Origin of the sequence: Achromobacter aegrifaciens (assembly GCF_902859735.1) — a bacterium.
Taxonomy (GTDB): domain Bacteria; phylum Pseudomonadota; class Gammaproteobacteria; order Burkholderiales; family Burkholderiaceae_B; genus Achromobacter; species Achromobacter aegrifaciens.
Genome location: NZ_CADIJY010000010.1, coordinates 18750 through 36072, shown reverse-complemented (window position 1 = coordinate 36072; position 17323 = coordinate 18750). Strand labels below are relative to the sequence as shown.

The window sequence follows — 17323 nt, the reverse complement described above, 5'->3', positions numbered from 1 at the left end:
AAAAAAAACGTCCCGCGCGCCCCGGATTCCCATCCGGTGGCGCTGCGGAACGTCGTTGTCCCTTGCCGCAGGTCGCGGCGCGTTGCGTCGGGCAACCTTCGTTGGCCGCCCGCTTTCACTGAAGCAAACGCTGTGCCAGAAAGAAAAAAACATGGCCTGAAAGGCCGCCAGCCCGCGCCCCCGCTGACGCTGCCTCGCCAATCGGCGCGCACTCCGCGTTGACGGAAAACAGGGTGCGAACCAACTTGGTGCACCTCCGGTTGCGGCAGCGCACCATCCGCGTGCGGAGTGCGCTCCGCGGCTGTGCGCGACTGGCGGCCGGCGCGGCGCAACACGATGGCATGGAACTTGCGTGACTGAAAGCATCAGGGGGAATCTCATGCTCAAGGTCATGCTGCTCAACGATGGCGAGGGACGCGCGGCGTCGCTGCGGCAAACGCTGGCCGCAGCGGGCGTACATGTCGTGGCCGAAATGGCGCCGGACATGGATCTGGCCGCCGCCATCGCCCAAGCTGCACCCGATGTGGTGTTGATAGACAGCGACGCCCCCGGCCGCGACACGCTGGAGAACGTATGCGTGGCCAGCGAACACAGCGACCGCCCGGTCGTGATGTTCACCGACAACGGCAATCGCGAAACCATACGCAGCGCCTTGCGCGCAGGCGTCGCGGCCTACGTGGTCGGCGACGTGCCTGCCGGACGCATCGAGCCGCTGCTGACGGTGGCGATCGAGCGCTTCGCCATGGAGAAGTCGCGGCGCGAAGAACTGCGCGAAGCGCAATTGCGCCTGGCCGACCGCCAATGGGTGGAAAAGGCCAAGGGCATCCTGATGAAGGCGCGGGCGATTTCCGAGGATGAGGCCCACGGCCTGTTGCGCCAGCGCGCCATGCAAAGCCAGAAGCGGCTGGGCGAAGTCGCGCGGGAGGTCGTGGAAATGAGCGCGTGGCTGGGCAAGGCCACTTAATAAGCTTTGGTTATATGGAACAAAGAAATCAAAAGTTGTGGGGATGAAGCCCCCTTCCTATGATCCAACGACACTATGCCGGGTACGCCCGAGGCTGGCATTCATGAAGCTTTTCCCGATTTTTGCCGATTTGAAAGACAGGCTGGTCCTGGTGGTGGGCGGCGGCGCCGTCGCCGAACGCAAGACGCTGTCCCTGCTGGAAGCCTCCGCCGACGTGCTGGTGGGAGCGCCGGAACTGACGCCCGCCCTGGCCGCGCTGGCCGCCGAAGGCCGCATCCGCCATTTGTCCGGCCGATTCGATCCCGCCTGGCTCGACGAAGTCTGGCTGGCGGTCGCCGCCACCGACGACCGCGAGACCAACGCCGCCGTCTCGGAGGCTGCCGGCGCCCGGCGCATCTTCAGCAACGTGGTGGACGATCCTGAGCTGTCGTCCTTCCAGGTGCCCTCCATTGTCGACCGCTCGCCCGTCATCGTCGCCATTTCCTCGTCCGGCGTGGCGCCGGTGCTGGCGCGGCGCATCCGGGAACGCATCGAATCGCTGTTCGACCATACCCTGGGCCAGTTGGCCGGACTGGCCGCGAACTACCGCAAGCGCATCCGCGCCAGCCATCCCGACCTGGGCGCGCGCCGCCGCTTCTACGACTGGCTGCTGGACGGCCCGGTTGCCGGCTTCCTGCGCCAGCAGCAGCCGGCCCAGGCCGAAGCCGCGTTGGCGGGGGCCTTGGCGGCGCCGCGAACGCCCGACGCCGGCAGCGTGGTGCTGGTGGGCGCCGGCCCCGGCGACCCCGGCCTGCTGACGCTGAAGGCATTGCGCGCGCTGAACGAGGCCGACGTCATCCTGCACGACCGTCTGGTCAGCGCCGACGTCATGTCGCTGGCGCGCCGCGACGCCGAGCGCGTATCGGTCGGCAAGCTGCCCGGCGAAGACCATAACGCCACCCAGGCCCGCATCCACAGGCTGATGGTCGAGCACGCGCGCGCCGGCCGCCGCGTGGTGCGGCTCAAGGGCGGCGACGCCTTCATCTTCGGCCGGGGCGGAGAGGAACTGGAATACCTGCGCGCGCACGGCGTGCGTTATGAAGTGGTGCCCGGCATCACCGCCGCGCTGGCCTGTGCGGCCTATGCCGGCATCCCGCTGACGCACCGGGAACACGCCCAGTCCGTCCGCCTGGTCACCGCGCATTGCCGCGAAGACGAGGACAACCTGGACTGGCCTGCCCTGGCCCGCGAAAAGCAAACCCTGGCTTTCTACATGGGCGTGGGGCAACTGGATCTGCTGACCGGCCGCCTGCTGGCCCACGGCCGTTCGCCCGACACGCCGTTCGCGCTGATCGAGAACGGCAGCCGGCCCGAGCAACGCGTGCTCTCGGGCACGCTGGAACAGCTGCCGGCCCTGGCCGCCGAACACGCGATCCGCTCACCCGCGCTCTTGATCGTGGGCGAAGTGGCGGGATTGGCTTCGCAATTGCAGTGGTTCGGCCAGCACCTGGACGGACGCCTGGAGCGTCTGGCAGCCTGAGGGGCCGGGGGCCCAATGCAAAACGCCAGCCTGCGGGCTGGCGTTTTTGTTCGTGGCCGTACCCCGGCCGCTATTCCGTCTTCTGCGTGGTGCCGAAGATGCGGTCGCCGGCGTCGCCCAGGCCAGGCATGATGTAGCCGTGTTCATTCAGGCCGTCGTCGATGGACGCGGTGTAGATGTGCACGTCGGGGTGCTTGGCCAGCACGGTATCGATGCCCACGGGCGCGGCCACCAGCACCAGGGCGCGGATTTCCTTGCAGCCCGCGCGCTTGAGCAGGTCAATCGCGGCGACCATCGAACCGCCGGTGGCCAGCATCGGGTCGACGATCAGCGCCAGGCGCTGGTCCAGTTCGCCCACCAGGCGTTCCAGGTAGGTATGCGCTTCCAGCGTTTCTTCATTGCGGGCCACGCCCACCACGCTGACCTTGGCGCCCGGAATCAGGCTGAGCACGCCGTCCAGCATGCCGATGCCGGCGCGCAGGATGGGCACCACGGTGACCTTCTTGCCGGCGATCTTTTCGACTTGCACCGAACCGCACCAACCTTCGACGGTGGCCGGCGCCAGCGGCAGGTCCTTGGACGCTTCATAAGTGAGCAGCGCGCCCACTTCCTGGGACAGCTCACGGAAGCTCTTGGTGCTGAGGTCGGCGCGGCGCATGATCCCGAGCTTGTGGCGGATCAGCGGATGGCGGATTTCGTGCACGGGCATGTGCGTAACTCTCCAGAGTATTGATAGACAGGGTATTCGCCTCAGGCGGAACCATGACGGCGCGGCGCGCTTTGCATCGCCCAGCCGTCGAGCCACATTTGAGGATCGTAATCGGTTTGGAAGGGAATTGTTATTGACCGCCCGCAGGATGATCCGAAGATACTCGCCGGCGAGGCGGAGGCATGTTTATTGTTCAGTGAGCCAGGCGATCAGGGCGTCGTCGAAGGCCCGCACGGCGCCCGCCTGTTCATGGTTGACGATGCTGACCACCACGTAGCGCTTGCCGCTGGCGCCCAGCACGTAGCCCGCGATGGAACGCACGTCGCGCAGCGAGCCTGTCTTCAGGTGGGCCATGCCCGCCGTGCCGTCGCCCTTGAGGCGACGACGTACCGTGCCGTCCACTCCCGCGATCGCAAAGGATGAAATGTACTCGGGCATGACCGGCGAGTTCCAGGCCACGGTCAGCATCGACGCCAGGCTGTCGGCCGACACCCGCGCGTCGCGCGACAGGCCGGCGCCGTTGTCGATGACCAGCTCGGGCATGTCCAGGCCCTGCCTGGCCAGCAGCCCCTTGGCCACGGCTTCGCTGCTGGAGACCGTGGCGGGCCGGCGGCCGCGCTCGGCGCCCAAGGTCAGCAGCAAGGTGCGCGCCATGACGTTGTTGCTGCGCTTGTTGATCTGGCGGATCGCCTCGGCCAGCGTGGGCGAATCATGCGAGGCCAGCACCACCGCGTCGGGCGGCACCATGCCGGAACGGACCTGGCCCTTGAACGTGCCGCCCAGCTCCTTCCAGAGCATGCGGAACACTTCGGTGGCGTACTCGGGCTGGGACAGCGCCAGGCGATACAGGCTGAATTCGCCGCAGGAGCCGGCCACCTTGCCGTTCACGCGGATGGTCACGCCCTGCTGGGTGATCACCGGCTCGGTCGTCACCACCGGGGGGCCCGGGCAACGGGCATCGCTCCATTCGACGCGGCCCTCGATCTTCAGGCCCGGCAGCGGCGGATCGATCAGTGGCACCCATTTATTGGCGGCGGGGTCCGGCGTGAAGAGCAGCCGCATCGCGCCAAAACCCACCATCAGGGCGTCCGGACTGGCGTTGTAGGCCCGGTCCGGGGCGCCGTCGAAGGCGCCCGGGTCGGTCGCGACCTGGCCGAAGATGCTGCGGTCGATGATCAGGTCATTGATCTGCTTGACGCCGCGCAGGCGCAGTTCGCGCAGCAGCACCCACAGGTCCTGCAGCAGGAATTGCGGATCGCCGCCAGCCCGCAGGTACAGCGGGCCGCTCAGCACACCCTTGGCGTCGGGACGCGCGCCCGGCGCCGTCATGAATTCGGTGCGCCAGACGTAGTTGGGCCCCAGCTCGGACAACGCGGCCCAGGTCGTGACCAGCTTCATCACCGAGGCGGGATTGCGCGACTCCTTGGCGTTCAGCGCCACCAGGCGCGGCCCGCCCACCTCCTGCACCACCAGGGACAGGGAACTGTCGGGCAGCTTGCTGGCTTTCCAGGCATTCACCACGTTGGGCGGCAGGCCGGGCACCTGCGCCCAGGCCGCGCCCGCCACCGCGGCCAGCAGCCCGCCGGCCAGCCATCGCTTCAGCCCGCCCCTACGCTTATACGCTTGTCCCGTCATGCCACGCTCACCCGGTTGCTCGTCCTGCAAAACCGAGAGCATACAAAACCTGGACGAATTGCGGCGTGGGAGGCCCTCCCACCGCCAGCCCCGAACAAGCAAAAAGGCCTCTTGAGGACGCAGCAGATACATATTGCATGCGCAACGCCGGGGCCTTCCTCCTTATTTCTGCAGCCTCCACTTGCCGGAAGCCACGGTCGCCATCACCAGCGCCCGCTCATCCAGCCCGTTGTGGTCGGTGGGACTCATGTTGACCACGCCGGTCGCGGTGGGCAGGTTCTTGACGTTCTCCAGCGCATCGCGCAGCGCCGCCCTGAATTCGGGCGTGCCGGGCTTCGCGGTCTTCAGTGCCACCGGGATGGCCTGCTGCAGCAAGAGGCCGACGTCCCAGGTATAGGCGGCGAACAGGGACACGCTGCCCGCCCCGTTTGCCGCTTCATACTTCTTGGCGAAGGCCTGGGCGGTGGACTTGACGGGGTTGGTATCCGGCAGCAGGTCGGCCACCATCACCGGTCCCACCGGCACCCAGGCGCCCTCGCAGGCATCGCCGCAGACCCGCAGGAAGTCGTTGTTGGCCACGCCGTGGTTGAAATAGATCTTGCCCTTGTAGCCGCGTTCGCGCAGCGCCCGCGCCGGCATCGCGGCGGGCGTGCCGGAGGCGCCGACCACCACGGCGTCAGGCGCCGCGCCGATCACCTTCAGGGTCTGGGCCACGGCGGACGTGTCGGTGGGCGCGAAGGCTTCCTTGCCCACCACCTCGATGCCATGCTTCTTGGCCGCCTTCTCGATTTCCACCCAGAAGGTTTCGCCCAGCGCGTTGTTGAAACCGATGAAGGCCAGCTTCTTCACGCCGTTGGCCGCCGCATGCCGCGCGATGCCCTCGGCCATCAGCGAATCGGAGTGCGGAGTCTTGAACACCCAGCGGCGCTTGTCGTCCATGGGCTCGATCAGCCGCGCCGACGAGGCCAGCGTAATCACCGGCGTGGCGCCGCTGGCCACGGTGTCCAGCATGGCCATGGTGTTGGGCGTGGTGGTGGACCCGACGATCAGGTCCACCTTGTTCTCCGAGATCAGCTTGTGGGAATTGCTGACGGCGCGAGTGGTGTCGGAAGCGTCGTCCAGCACCACGTACTCGACCTTGACGCCCCCGATCTCGGTGGGCAGCAGGCTGATCGTGTTGCGTTCGGGGATGCCCAGCGAGGCCTGGGGACCGGTGGTGGACAGGGTGGCGCCGATTTTCACCTGGGCCAGCGCGGGCGCGGCGCCCGCTGCCAGCAGGGCGGCCAGCGCGGCGGCCATGAGGGTACGACGAGGGGTCATGCGGAGTCTCCTTGGATACGCGGATGTCTTATGCTTTGCGCCGATCCGCTACGGCGTGGAACTCTGTTTATACGGCGGGGAACCCGGCTGGCGGGCGCCTCGGTGGCCCGCTGCGGGTTTGTCCGAACGGCCTCGCAGCGCGGCGCGGCTGCGTTCTTGCTGGTCTCCACGTTGCCAGTGACTGGCAAGCGCTGTATTTTTTAGTGATACACGTATTCTAATAAGAGACAAACTCATGTCAACAGATAGCAGCACGGGGATCCAATCAGCCGAAATCGCCCTGGACGTGCTGACGCGGCTGGCCGAATTGGGCGGCGCCCTGTCCGTTTCCGAGCTCGGCCGCAGCCTGGACATGCCGCGCGCCAAGGTGCACCGTTACCTGGTGTCGCTGGAGCGGCGCGGCTATGTGGAGCAGGACGCGGCCAGCGCCCGCTACCGGCTGGGCCCGCAGGCGCTGCACACCGGACTGGCGGCGCTGGCCGAAGTGGATTTCGTGAAGCTGGCGGCCGGCAGCCTGGACGGCCTGAGCGCCGCCATCGGCCAGACCGTGTTCATCTCGGTCTGGGGCCAGCACGGTCCCACCATCGTGCAATGGCGCGACGCGCGGCTGCCGGTGACCGTCAACGTGCGGGTGGGCTCGGTGCTGCCGCTGCTCAACAGCGCCACCGGCCGGGTCTTCGCCGCGTGGCTGCCCGAAGCCCTGGCCCTGCCGCGGGCGCTGTCCGAATGGGAGGCGCTGCAGGCGCATGATCCCGAGGCCGCCCGCAAGCTGGATGCGACTGAACCGCCCGCCGATCTCGCCGCCGCGCTGCGCCGCCAGTGGCAGGCGACCCGCAAGCGCGGCTACGCCAGCGTCAGCGGTCACCTGCTGCACGGCATCAATTCGGCCTCGGTGCCGGTGCTGGATGCCCAGGGTCATCTGGCCGGCGCCATCACCAGCCTGGGACTGCACGGGGGATTCGACCTGTCGGCCGACGGCGAACCTGTGCGGGCGCTGACGGCGGCGGCCGCGGATTGCTCGCGCCGGCTGGGCTGGAGCCCGGCGCGCTGAACCCAGCCGGGAGGCCCATCCGTCCCCAGGACCGGCAGCCCGATCTTGCGGGCGCTTTACAATACAGGGTTGCCCCGGGCCTGCCTGGCCCGTTTCCGCCCTCTTTTTGCCGCCCTTGCCGGACGGATAGCCGCGTGTCCCAGCCCCTCACCGTCGCCGATTTCAATTACGAACTGCCGCCCGAGCTCATCGCCCAGGCGCCCGCCGCCGAACGCACCGGCAGCCGCCTGCTGCACCTGGACGGCGCGGGCCAGCTGCACGACCGGCAGTTCGCCGACCTGGCCTCGCTGCTGCGTCCGCAAGACCTGCTTATCTTCAACGACACCCGCGTCATCAAGGCGCGGCTGAACGGCCACAAGATCACTGGCGGCAAGATCGAGGTGCTGGTCGAACGCATCACCGAACCCGACCGCGTCCTGGCCCATGTGCGCGCCAGCAAGTCGCCCGGTCCGGGCATGGTGCTGCGCCTGGCCGACGCCTTCGAAGCCACCGTGCTGGGCCGCGAAGGCGAACTCTTCGACATCCGCTTCCCAGGCCCCGTGCTGGACCTGCTGGACGCGCACGGCACCACTCCGCTGCCGCCCTACATCACGCACGAAGCCGACACCGGCGACGACGAGCGCTACCAAACGGTCTACGCCCGCGAGCCCGGCGCCGTGGCCGCGCCCACCGCCGGCCTGCATTTCGACCAACCCACGCTGGACCGCCTGGCCGCGATGGGCGTGGAACGCGCCTTCGTCACGCTGCACGTGGGCGCGGGCACCTTCCAGCCGGTGCGCGTGGACAACCTGGCCGACCACGTCATGCACGCCGAATGGTTCACCGTGCCGCAAGCCACGGTCGACGCGATCGCCGCCGCCCGCAGCCGCGGCGGCCGGGTCATCGCCGTCGGCACCACCAGCGTACGCGCCCTGGAATCCGCCGCCGCCCAGACCGAAGGGCGCACCGCCCCCGGCCTGCCGCTGGCCGCCGCCCAGGGCGATACCCGCCTCTTCATCACCCCCGGTTACCGGTACCGCGTCATCGACGCCCTGGTCACCAACTTCCACCTGCCCCAGTCGACCCTGCTGATGCTGGTGTCGGCGCTGGCCGGCGTAGAACCGATACGCCGCGCCTACGCCCACGCCGTTGCCGAGCGCTACCGCTTCTTCAGCTATGGCGACGCCATGTTTATCGAGTCCCCCGCCCCATGACCGGACTGAATTTCGAACTGCTCGCCACCGACGGCGGCGCCCGCCGCGGCCGCATCACGCTGAACCACGGCGTGGTCGAGACGCCCATCTTCATGCCTGTGGGCACCTATGGCAGCGTCAAGGCCATGATGCCGCACGAACTGAAAGAGATCGGCTCGCAGATCGTGCTGGGCAACACCTTCCACCTGTGGCTGCGCCCGGGCACGGAAATCATGGAAAAGCATGGCGGCCTGCATGGCTTCATGCAGTGGGACAAGCCCATCCTGACCGATTCCGGCGGCTTCCAGGTGTTCAGCCTGCAAGGCATGCGCAAGATCACCGAGGAAGGCGTCAAGTTCGCGTCCCCGATCGACGGCGCGCGGCTGTTCCTGACGCCGGAAGAATCCATGCGCATCCAGCGCTCGCTGAATTCCGACATCGTCATGGTGTTCGACGAGTGCACGCCCTATGAAATCGACGGCCGCCCCGCCACCGTCGAAGAGGCCGCCCGCTCCATGCGCATGTCGCTGCGCTGGGCGCGCCGCTCACGCGAGGAGTTCGACCGCCTGCAGAACCCCAACGCCCTGTTCGGCATCGTCCAGGGCGGCATGTACGAAGCCCTGCGCGACGAATCCCTGGCCGGGCTGCAGGAGATCGGCTTCCACGGCTACGCCATCGGCGGCCTGTCGGTCGGCGAGCCCAAGGAAGACATGATGCGCATCCTGGCGCATGTCACGCCCAAGCTGCCGGCCCAGGCGCCGCGCTACCTGATGGGCGTAGGCACGCCGGAAGACCTGGTCGAAGGCGTGAGCCGCGGCGTCGACATGTTCGACTGCGTCATGCCGACCCGCAACGCCCGCAATGGCTGGCTGTTCACGCGCTTTGGCGACGTCAAGATCCGCAACGCCAAGTACCGCGACGACACCCGACCGCTGGACCCCAGCTGCAGCTGCCATACCTGCGCGAATTTCTCGCGGGCCTACCTGCACCACCTGCAGCGCGCCAACGAAATCACCGGCGCGCGCCTGAACACCCTGCACAACCTGCATTTCTATCTGACCATCATGAAGGAAATGCGCGAAGCCATCGCCGAAGGCCGCTTCGACGCCTGGCGCGCGCAGTTCGCGGCAGACCGGGCGCGGGGGGTGGATTAGAATTTCAGGACCTATATACAATAGTCGGCTTGCCCTATCCATGGCTCGCGCGGGGATGGGCGCAGAAAAACACTAGATACAAACACCCAAACAGACTAAACGCAGGAGAATTCAATGTCCGTTATCGATACCGCCAGCCTCGTCGTGGCTCAGGCCGCCGCCCCCGAGGGTAACGCGCTGATGGGCATGCTGCCCATCATCCTGATGTTCGTGATCCTCTACTTCCTGATGATCCGTCCCCAGATGAAGCGCCAGAAGGAACACCGCAACCTGATCGCCGCCCTGGCCAAGGGCGACGAAGTGGTCACCGCCGGCGGCATGCTCGGCAAGGTCACCAAGGTCAACGACAGCTACGTCACCGTCGAAGTCTCCGAACTGGCCGACAAGCCGGTCGAAGTGATCATGCAGAAGTCCTCGGTCTCGACCGTGCTGCCCAAGGGAACCATCAAGGCCCTGTAAGCGTCCCACAGGAGCCCCCATCGGGCTCCTGTTGCTTGATGGCCCTGTCGCCGCCCGCCGCGCTTGCCGCCCGGGCGGCCCTTTCATCACTTTTACATGAAGTAGCCGGCAATGAACCGCTATCCCCTTTGGAAGTACATTACGGTCCTGGTCGCGGTCATCATCGGCCTGCTGTACACGCTTCCCAACTTCTACGGCGAATCCCCGGCCGTCCAGGTTTCCAGCGCCAAGGCCACGATCAAGGTCGATCCCGCCATGCTGAGCCGGGTCGAACAGATCCTGACCGACGCCAAGATCCCCAATGAAGGGGTCTATTACGAACAGAACGGCACGCTCGGCACCGTGCGCGCCCGCTTCACGTCGACCGACCTGCAGCTGCAGGCGCGCGACCTGATCGACAAATCCCTCAACACCGTCGCCGGCGACCCCCACTACACGGTCGCGCTGAACCTGCTGCCCGCTTCGCCCGCCTGGATGCGCGCGCTGGGCTGGTTCGCGCCCAAGCCGATGTACCTGGGCCTGGACCTGCGCGGCGGCGTGCACTTCCTGCTGCAAGTGGACATGCAGGGCGCCCTGACCGCCCGCTACGACTCCCTGGCCGCCGACGTGCGCTCCGTGTTGCGCGACCAGAAGGTCAACGTGGCCGGCGTCGAACGCTCGGGCATGGCCATTGCCGCCACCTTCGCCAATACGGACGACCGCGACCGCGCCATTTCCACGCTGCGCAGCCGCCTGCCCGACCTGGAATTCACCGAGCGCATGGAAAACGGCAAGCCGCTGCTGATGGCTGCGCTGAACCCGGCCGCCGTCACCCGCGTGCAGGATTCCGCGCTCAAGCAGAACATCAACACGCTGCACAACCGGATCAACGAACTGGGCGTGGCCGAACCGGTCATCCAGCAGCAAGGCGCCGACCGCATCGTGGTGCAGCTGCCCGGCGTGCAGGACGTGGCCAAGGCCAAGGAACTGCTGGGCCGCACCGCCACGCTGGAAATCCGCATGGTCGACGACTCCCCCGCCGCGCAGGCCGCGTTGCTGGGCGGCAGCGTGCCCTTCGGCCTTGAACGCTACAACGACCGCGACGGCCGTCCCATCCTGGTCCGCCGCCAGGTCATCCTGACCGGTGAAAACCTGCAGGATGCCCAACCCGGCCGCGACTCGCAGACCCAGCAGGCCGCCGTCCACCTGACCCTGGACTCCAAGGGCGCCCGCATTTTCCGCGACGTCACCCGCGACAACATCGGCAAGCGCATGGCCATCCTGCTGTTCGAAAACGGCAAGGGCGAAGTGGTCACGGCTCCGGTCATCCGCGGCGAAATCGCCGGCGGCCAGGTGCAGATCTCGGGCAGCATGAGCTCCGAAGAGGCCGCCGACACCGCGCTGCTGCTGCGCGCCGGCGCCCTGGCTGCGCCCATGTCCATCATCGAGGAACGCACCATCGGCCCGAGCCTGGGCGCGGACAACATCGCCAAGGGCTTCTACTCGACGCTGTACGGCTTCCTGGCCATCGCTGCCTTCATCATCCTGTACTACCACCTGTTCGGCGTGTTCTCCACGATCGGCCTGACCATGAACGTGCTGCTGCTGCTGGCGCTGCTGTCCATGCTGCAGGCCACGCTGACCCTGCCGGGCATCGCGGCAATCGCGCTGACGCTGGGCATGGCCATCGACTCGAACGTGCTGATCAACGAGCGGATACGCGAGGAACTGCGCGCAGGCGCAAGTCCGCAGCAAGCCATCCATCACGGCTTCGAACGCGCATGGGGCACCATTCTCGACTCGAACCTCACCACGCTGATCGTGGGCCTGGCGCTGCTGGCCTTCGGTTCCGGCCCGATCCGGGGCTTCGCCGTGGTGCACGTGCTGGGCATCCTGACCTCGATGTTCTCGTCGGTGGTGGGTGTGCGCGCGCTGGCCAACCTCTGGTACGGCCGCAAGAAGAAGCTCACGTCGATCTCCATCGGTGAAGTCTGGAAACCGAAGACCAACTGAACATGAGCGCGGGCGGCCCGGCCGCCCGCCACAGATAAAGCCTAAGGCGAAAAATGGAATTTTTCCGTATTCACCGCACCATCCCGTTCATGCGCCACGCGCTGGTGCTGAACATCATCAGCCTCGTCACATTCCTGGCGGCTGTTTTCTTCATCGTCACGCGCGGCTTCCTCCTGTCGATCGAATTCACCGGCGGCACGGTCATGGAAGTCAACTACGCCCAGACGGCGCAGCTTGAAAACGTGCGCGGCGTGGTCTCCAAGCTGGGCTACACCGACTTCCAGGTGCAGAACTTCGGCACCTCGCACGACGTCATGATCCGCCTGCCGTTGCAGGAAGGCCAGACCTCGGCCACGCAGAGCGAAACCGTCATGGCCGCGCTGAAGACCGCCGACTCCGGCGTCGAACTGCGCCGCGTCGAGTTCGTGGGCCCGCAGGTGGGCCAGGAGCTGCTGCACAACGGCCTGATGGCCCTGCTGGTCGTGGTCATCGGCATCATGGTCTACCTGGGCTTCCGCTTCGAATGGAAGTTCGCCGTCGCCGGCGTGATCGCCAACCTGCACGACGTGGTGATCATCCTGGGCTTCTTCGCCTTCTTCCAGTGGGAATTTTCGCTGTCGGTGCTGGCGGGCGTGCTGGCGGTGCTGGGCTACTCCGTGAACGAATCCGTGGTCATCATGGACCGGATCCGCGAGAACTTCCGCAAGTACCGCAAGGCGGACGTGCATGAAGTCATCAACAGCGCCATCACGCAGACCATCTCCCGGACCATCATCACCCACGGTTCCACGCAGATGATGGTGCTGGCCATGCTGTTCTTCGGCGGCCCCACCCTGCACTACTTCGCCATGGCCCTGACCATCGGCATCTGGTTCGGCATCTACTCGTCGGTGTTCGTGGCCGCGGCCCTGGCCATGTGGCTGGGCGTCAAGCGCGAAGACCTGGTCAAGCCGGTCAAGAAGGAAGGCGAGGAAGGCGAAGCCGCCTGATCCGTTTCCGCTTGAAGACAAACCCGCCGCAATCACGGCGGGTTTTTTATTGCGCGGCGCTTGCCGTCTTACGCCTGGCCAGGAACCGCAGGGCCAAGCCGCTCGGAACCACGGCGAACTGCAGCAAGCCGGCGTAGAGCCAGGCCCAGGTCCAGCGGAAACGCCACGGAATGAATTCAGGCACCCCGTTGTCGTCAAAGTACGGGTCATGAATGACCAGCGCCAGGCCGACCAGATACGAAAGCACAAGGCATCCCGCCACGAACAGCCACCGCCGCGTAGCCGGGGCCTTCCAACCAAGACGCCGGCCATGCACGGCGCCGGCCGCCAGGCTGATCAGCAGGCTGGCCGCGAACAAGACGGGGAATAGAAGAAAAGCCACGGCGTCGCTCCCGACTGCAGGTCCGGCGCCATTGTGCCAGCCGCGATCGCAAATGGCTCTCGGACGCGCACAGGGTGCTTTCCGCTTGACCAATACATAAGTATTGACTAATGTATTGTCATGCTCGAAACCGACATCTTCAAGGCCCTGGCCGATCCGACCCGCCGTGCCATCTTCGAAAAGCTCGCCGCCGGCGGCATGAACGCCAGCGCCCTGCGCGTCGGCATGGAGATCAGCCAGCCAGCCATGTCGCAGCACCTTGCGGTGCTGCGCAAGGCCCGCCTGGTGCGCGAGGAAAAACAAGGCCGTTTCGTGAACTATGAAGTCGACCCCGACGGGCTTGCGCTCATCGCCGGATGGCTGGCGAAGTACCGCGCCTACTGGCCGGCCCGCATCGAAGCCCTGAACGCCCTGCTCAAGGACATGGACCAATGAAGCCGACCGCGCCGCAAGACCCGCCCCAGGACATCGTGCTCGAATACGAACTCGACGCGCCGCCCGAAAAAGTCTGGCGCGCCATCAGCATCCCCGAATTCCGCGAGCAATGGCTGCCTGGACGGGCGCTGGCCAGCGCCGAACCCGCGGACGCGACGCCTGCCGAAGAAATCCAATACCGCATGCGCGACGAGGAGCCGCCTTTCCTCGAAAGCCTGGTGACCTTCCAGATCCGGCCCGTCGCCGACGGCCGCACGCTCCTGCGCATCATCCACGCGCTGGACGACGCGCGGTTCGAACGCCGCGGGCGCCCAGCCGCCAACGACGCCGGCCCCTTCCTCATGCGCGCCGCCTGAACCCGGCCCAAGCGCAAGGCAATCGCAACCCAGGAGATTCGTCCATGCAGGACGTGATGCAATACGTACCCATGGTGGTCGAGCAGTCCGGCCGCGGCGAGCGGTCCTTCGACATCTATTCGCGACTGCTGCGCGACCGCATCATCTTCCTGAACGGCGAAGTCAACGACTCGGTGTCGGCGCTGGTCTGCGCCCAGCTGCTGTTCCTGGAATCCGAGAACCCCACCAAGCCCATCCATCTCTACATCAACTCCCCTGGCGGCGTCATCACCAGCGGCCTGGCCATGTACGACACCATGCAGTTCATCACTGCGCCGGTGCACACGCTGTGCATGGGCACGGCGCGCTCCATGGGCTCGTTCCTGCTGATGGCGGGCGAACCCGGCGAACGATGCGCGCTGGCCAATGCCAGCGTGCACGTGCATCAGCCTTTAGGCGGCTTCCAGGGCCAGGCCTCGGACGTGCTCATCCACGCCGAGGAAATGCGCAGGACCAAGGACCGCGTCACGCGCGTCTACGCCCAGCACTGCGGACGCAGCTACGAAGACGTAGAGCGCACACTGGACCGCGACTGCTACATGAGCGCGGAGGAAGCGCTGGAATGGGGCCTGATAGACCGGGTGCTGAAGCGCCGGGACCTGGGCGTCTGACACTGTACCGCCCGCCCCCGTCGCGCTGTACGGGTACGGATCCGCGCGGATTCGCTACCATAGCCGGACCATGAAACTCGTCATCGATCACCTCGTCATCGCCGCCGCGGACCTGGACAGCGGCACCGAATACGTCGCAGCACTGCTCGGCATCGCCCCCTCGGGCGGCGGCGCGCATCCGCGCATGGGCACCCACAACCGGGTGCTGGGCATGGCCGGCGGCATCTACCTCGAAGTCATCGCCATCGATCCTCAGGCCCCGGCGCCTGCGCGGCCACGTTGGTTCGGGCTGGATCAGGACGCCGTCCGCGCCCGCATCGCCCAGGGTCCCTACCTGGCGCATTGGGCGGCGCGGGTCGAAGCGCCGCTGGATCTGACGCGTATGCAGGCGGAGCATCCCGCACGCATCCCGCCCGCCATTCCCATGGAACGCGGGCAGTTGCGCTGGCGGCTGACGGTGCCCGACGACGGCAGCCTGCCCGCCTGGCGCGAAGCGGGCCATGCGGCCGGCGACGGTCTGCTGCCCACGCTGATCCAGTGGGACGTGGCCGACTACCCCGGCGTCAGCCTGCCGCGCCAGCACCTCACACTCAAGCAACTGTCCGGCAGCCATCCGCAGGCCGGGCTGCTGCGCCAAGGGCTGGCCTGGCTGGGCGCGGACCACCTGATCCAGGTGGAACAGGTCGACGGCCCGCCCCGCCTGAGCGCACAGATCGAAACGGCCGGTGGCCTGAAGATCCTGGCCTGATCGTCCGCCCCGCCTTGCAAAAAAAACCAGAACATCCGGAGACCCTTTACATGAATGCCACCCGCAAGCGATTCGACGAAGACCCTTACCTGGACCGATGCGAGGCCACCGTGATCGCGGTCAGCCCCGAGGGCGTCGAACTGGACGAGACTGTCTGCTACGCGCGCAGCGGCGGCCAGGCGGGAGACAGCGGCACTTTGACGCTGGCCGACGGCCGCGCGCTGACGCTTGCCGACACCGTCTACGCCGAAGACCGCAAGCGCATCCTGCACGTGCTGGAAGGCGGCATCGCACCGCAAGTGGGCGACCGCGTCTCGGTGACCATCGACTGGCCGCGGCGCCACCGCCTCATGCGCCTGCACACCTGTCTGCATCTGCTGGGCGCGCTGGTGCCCGCCCCCGTGACCGGCTGCAGCATTTCACCCGACTCCGCGCGCGTCGACTTCGACCTGCCCGAATCCACGCTGGACAAGGCCGACCTGACCGAACGCCTGAACGCCTTGATCCAGGCCCGCACCGGCGTCAGCATCAACTGCATCACGCCCGAGGAACTGGCCGCCGAACCCGACCTGGTGCGTACCGTGGGCGCTGCGCCCCCGGCCGGCACCGCCAGCATACGCATCGTCGAAATCCCGGGCGTGGATCGCCAGCCCTGTGGTGGCACGCACGTGGCCAACACCGGCGAGATCGGCGCGGTGATCGTTACGAAGATCGAGAAAAAGAGCCGCACCAACCGGCGCGTGGTGGTGAATTTCGCGTAAGGCGTAGTCTGGAGCCCGCCCCTGGCCGGAATCATGTATGTGTTGTTCGGCCGCCCGCGCGGCCGAACAACACGGGCAGCCCACGACTCGCCCCCGACCACAGCTCCAGCAGCGCAACTAGCCAAGACGCACGTAGCCCGTCGTCGCGGGCGACCTACGAAGCACAACCCAACGTCCGCAACAGCAGACCTTATTTCTTCCACCAGCGCCAGGGCGCGCGCAGAGGCCACTGATATCCGGCGCCCAGCACACGGGGCGCCAGCACGTGCCCGACCAGCACCGCAATGCCCGCGGCCGTCATCACGTCCGACAGATAGTGGTCCAGGTTGACCAGCCGGCTCATCGCCACCAGCGCCGCCAGCAGCAGGAAGACCCAGCGCCAGCGCGGCGCCAGGATGCCCAGCACCACTGCCACGGCAAATGCCGCATAGGTGTGGCTGGAGGGGAAGGAGTTGTACAGCTGGGCGCGCGAGAACGACTCGCCCACCCCGTAGATGCCTTTTTCGAAGAACAGCTCGGGACGCGCCCGCGCCACCGAACGCTTGAGCACCAGCACCACCAGTCCGCCGACCGCCAGGGTCGACAGCATCAGCAGGCTGCCGCGCGCCATGCTGGCGTAGCTCATGCGCACAGGATTGCGCCAGCCGCGCGCCAGGCCGACCAACCCGATCACGTAGAAGGCCAGCGCCACGCCGATATAAGGGCCGCTTTCGCCGAGTTCACCGATCCATTCGAAGGATTCGTTCACGCCTTCAGATACCGACTGCTTGATCCACACCGCCAGCGGCAGGTCCACCCACAACGCGCACGCGCTGGCGGCCAGCGCCAGGGCGCAGCCCAGCAGCACCCAGGTCAGCGCGGAAAAGGGGTTGCGGAACTGGTCCGGCGTGAGGCTGGCTGAGGCGTCGGATACGGGAGCGGCCGCCGAAGGCGTCAGGGGATTGCTGTTCATCGATACCGCTATCGGGAAATGAGAAACGTTCCTGGGCTGCAAAATCAGCCCAGCACGCTATCGTAACGGCCTGCG

The 17323-nt window shown here is 66.8% G+C and carries 18 protein-coding genes; 13 read left to right on the top strand and 5 right to left on the bottom strand.

Going from position 1 to position 17323, the window contains the following annotated elements:
- Window positions 1-352 precede the first annotated feature (352 nt).
- The gene (locus HV766_RS22855) at window positions 353-964 is read left to right on the top strand and encodes an ANTAR domain-containing response regulator (protein WP_225588907.1); all 612 of its coding nucleotides are present in this window, start codon (window positions 353-355) and stop codon (window positions 962-964) included.
- 103 nt (window positions 965-1067) lie between these two features.
- Window positions 1068-2483, top strand: coding sequence for a siroheme synthase CysG (gene cysG / locus HV766_RS22850; RefSeq protein ID WP_175181901.1), 1416 nt, complete (start codon window positions 1068-1070; stop codon window positions 2481-2483).
- Window positions 2484-2553: 70 nt separating this feature from the next.
- On the opposite strand, the gene upp is transcribed toward cysG, so the two are convergent.
- The 3 genes from upp to HV766_RS22835 all read right to left on the bottom strand — a co-directional run bounded on the left by upp (window position 2554) and on the right by HV766_RS22835 (window position 6147).
- The gene (gene upp, locus HV766_RS22845; RefSeq protein WP_054451547.1) at window positions 2554-3192 is read right to left on the bottom strand and encodes a uracil phosphoribosyltransferase; all 639 of its coding nucleotides are present in this window, start codon (window positions 3190-3192) and stop codon (window positions 2554-2556) included.
- A 186-nt stretch (window positions 3193-3378) separates the two neighbouring features.
- Window positions 3379-4827 (bottom strand): D-alanyl-D-alanine carboxypeptidase/D-alanyl-D-alanine endopeptidase, encoded by a 1449-nt coding sequence (dacB, locus tag HV766_RS22840; RefSeq protein WP_175181900.1) that lies wholly within the window; start codon window positions 4825-4827, stop codon window positions 3379-3381.
- Between the two features lie 162 nt (window positions 4828-4989).
- A complete protein-coding gene (locus HV766_RS22835) occupies window positions 4990-6147 on the bottom strand; it encodes an ABC transporter substrate-binding protein (protein WP_054451549.1) in 1158 nt (385 codons plus the stop codon).
- A 235-nt stretch (window positions 6148-6382) separates the two neighbouring features.
- Between HV766_RS22835 and HV766_RS22830 the strand changes: the two genes are divergently transcribed.
- The 6 genes from HV766_RS22830 to secF all read left to right on the top strand — a co-directional run bounded on the left by HV766_RS22830 (window position 6383) and on the right by secF (window position 12964).
- Window positions 6383-7198 (top strand): IclR family transcriptional regulator, encoded by an 816-nt coding sequence (locus HV766_RS22830; RefSeq protein ID WP_054451550.1) that lies wholly within the window; start codon window positions 6383-6385, stop codon window positions 7196-7198.
- A gap of 134 nt (window positions 7199-7332) precedes the next feature.
- Window positions 7333-8391 carry a tRNA preQ1(34) S-adenosylmethionine ribosyltransferase-isomerase QueA gene (gene queA, locus HV766_RS22825; RefSeq protein WP_175181899.1) on the top strand — a complete coding sequence of 353 codons (1059 nt, stop codon included), beginning with the start codon at window positions 7333-7335 and terminating at the stop codon, window positions 8389-8391.
- Entirely contained in the window at window positions 8388-9524 is a 1137-nt protein-coding gene (gene tgt / locus HV766_RS22820; RefSeq protein WP_054451552.1) for a tRNA guanosine(34) transglycosylase Tgt, read from the top strand. The genes queA and tgt overlap by 4 nt, the downstream gene beginning before the upstream one ends.
- 114 nt (window positions 9525-9638) lie before the next feature.
- On the top strand, window positions 9639-9983 hold the full coding sequence (gene yajC, locus HV766_RS22815; protein ID WP_054451553.1) for a preprotein translocase subunit YajC: 345 nt from the start codon (window positions 9639-9641) through the stop codon (window positions 9981-9983).
- 111 nt (window positions 9984-10094) lie between these two features.
- On the top strand, window positions 10095-11975 hold the full coding sequence (secD, locus tag HV766_RS22810) for a protein translocase subunit SecD (protein WP_054451554.1): 1881 nt from the start codon (window positions 10095-10097) through the stop codon (window positions 11973-11975).
- A gap of 53 nt (window positions 11976-12028) precedes the next feature.
- Complete coding sequence (secF, locus tag HV766_RS22805; protein WP_175181898.1) at window positions 12029-12964, top strand: protein translocase subunit SecF; 936 nt, start codon at window positions 12029-12031, stop codon at window positions 12962-12964.
- 46 nt (window positions 12965-13010) lie between these two features.
- On the opposite strand, the gene HV766_RS22800 is transcribed toward secF, so the two are convergent.
- The gene (locus tag HV766_RS22800) at window positions 13011-13346 is read right to left on the bottom strand and encodes a hypothetical protein (RefSeq protein WP_175181897.1); all 336 of its coding nucleotides are present in this window, start codon (window positions 13344-13346) and stop codon (window positions 13011-13013) included.
- A gap of 120 nt (window positions 13347-13466) precedes the next feature.
- Between HV766_RS22800 and HV766_RS22795 the strand changes: the two genes are divergently transcribed.
- From HV766_RS22795 to HV766_RS22775, 5 genes are all read left to right on the top strand, one after another.
- Window positions 13467-13781 (top strand): ArsR/SmtB family transcription factor, encoded by a 315-nt coding sequence (locus tag HV766_RS22795; protein ID WP_054451557.1) that lies wholly within the window; start codon window positions 13467-13469, stop codon window positions 13779-13781.
- A complete protein-coding gene (locus tag HV766_RS22790; RefSeq protein WP_054451558.1) occupies window positions 13778-14137 on the top strand; it encodes an SRPBCC family protein in 360 nt (119 codons plus the stop codon). The genes HV766_RS22795 and HV766_RS22790 overlap by 4 nt, the downstream gene beginning before the upstream one ends.
- A gap of 44 nt (window positions 14138-14181) precedes the next feature.
- On the top strand, window positions 14182-14787 hold the full coding sequence (locus HV766_RS22785; protein ID WP_054451559.1) for an ATP-dependent Clp protease proteolytic subunit: 606 nt from the start codon (window positions 14182-14184) through the stop codon (window positions 14785-14787).
- Window positions 14788-14857: 70 nt separating this feature from the next.
- Window positions 14858-15535 carry a VOC family protein gene (locus HV766_RS22780; RefSeq protein WP_054451560.1) on the top strand — a complete coding sequence of 226 codons (678 nt, stop codon included), beginning with the start codon at window positions 14858-14860 and terminating at the stop codon, window positions 15533-15535.
- Window positions 15536-15585: 50 nt separating this feature from the next.
- Window positions 15586-16296, top strand: a complete 711-nt coding sequence (locus HV766_RS22775) for an alanyl-tRNA editing protein (RefSeq protein ID WP_175163586.1) — start codon at window positions 15586-15588, stop codon at window positions 16294-16296.
- A 190-nt stretch (window positions 16297-16486) separates the two neighbouring features.
- On the opposite strand, the gene HV766_RS22770 is transcribed toward HV766_RS22775, so the two are convergent.
- Entirely contained in the window at window positions 16487-17248 is a 762-nt protein-coding gene (locus tag HV766_RS22770; protein ID WP_175181896.1) for a phosphatase PAP2 family protein, read from the bottom strand.
- Window positions 17249-17323 lie beyond the last annotated feature (75 nt).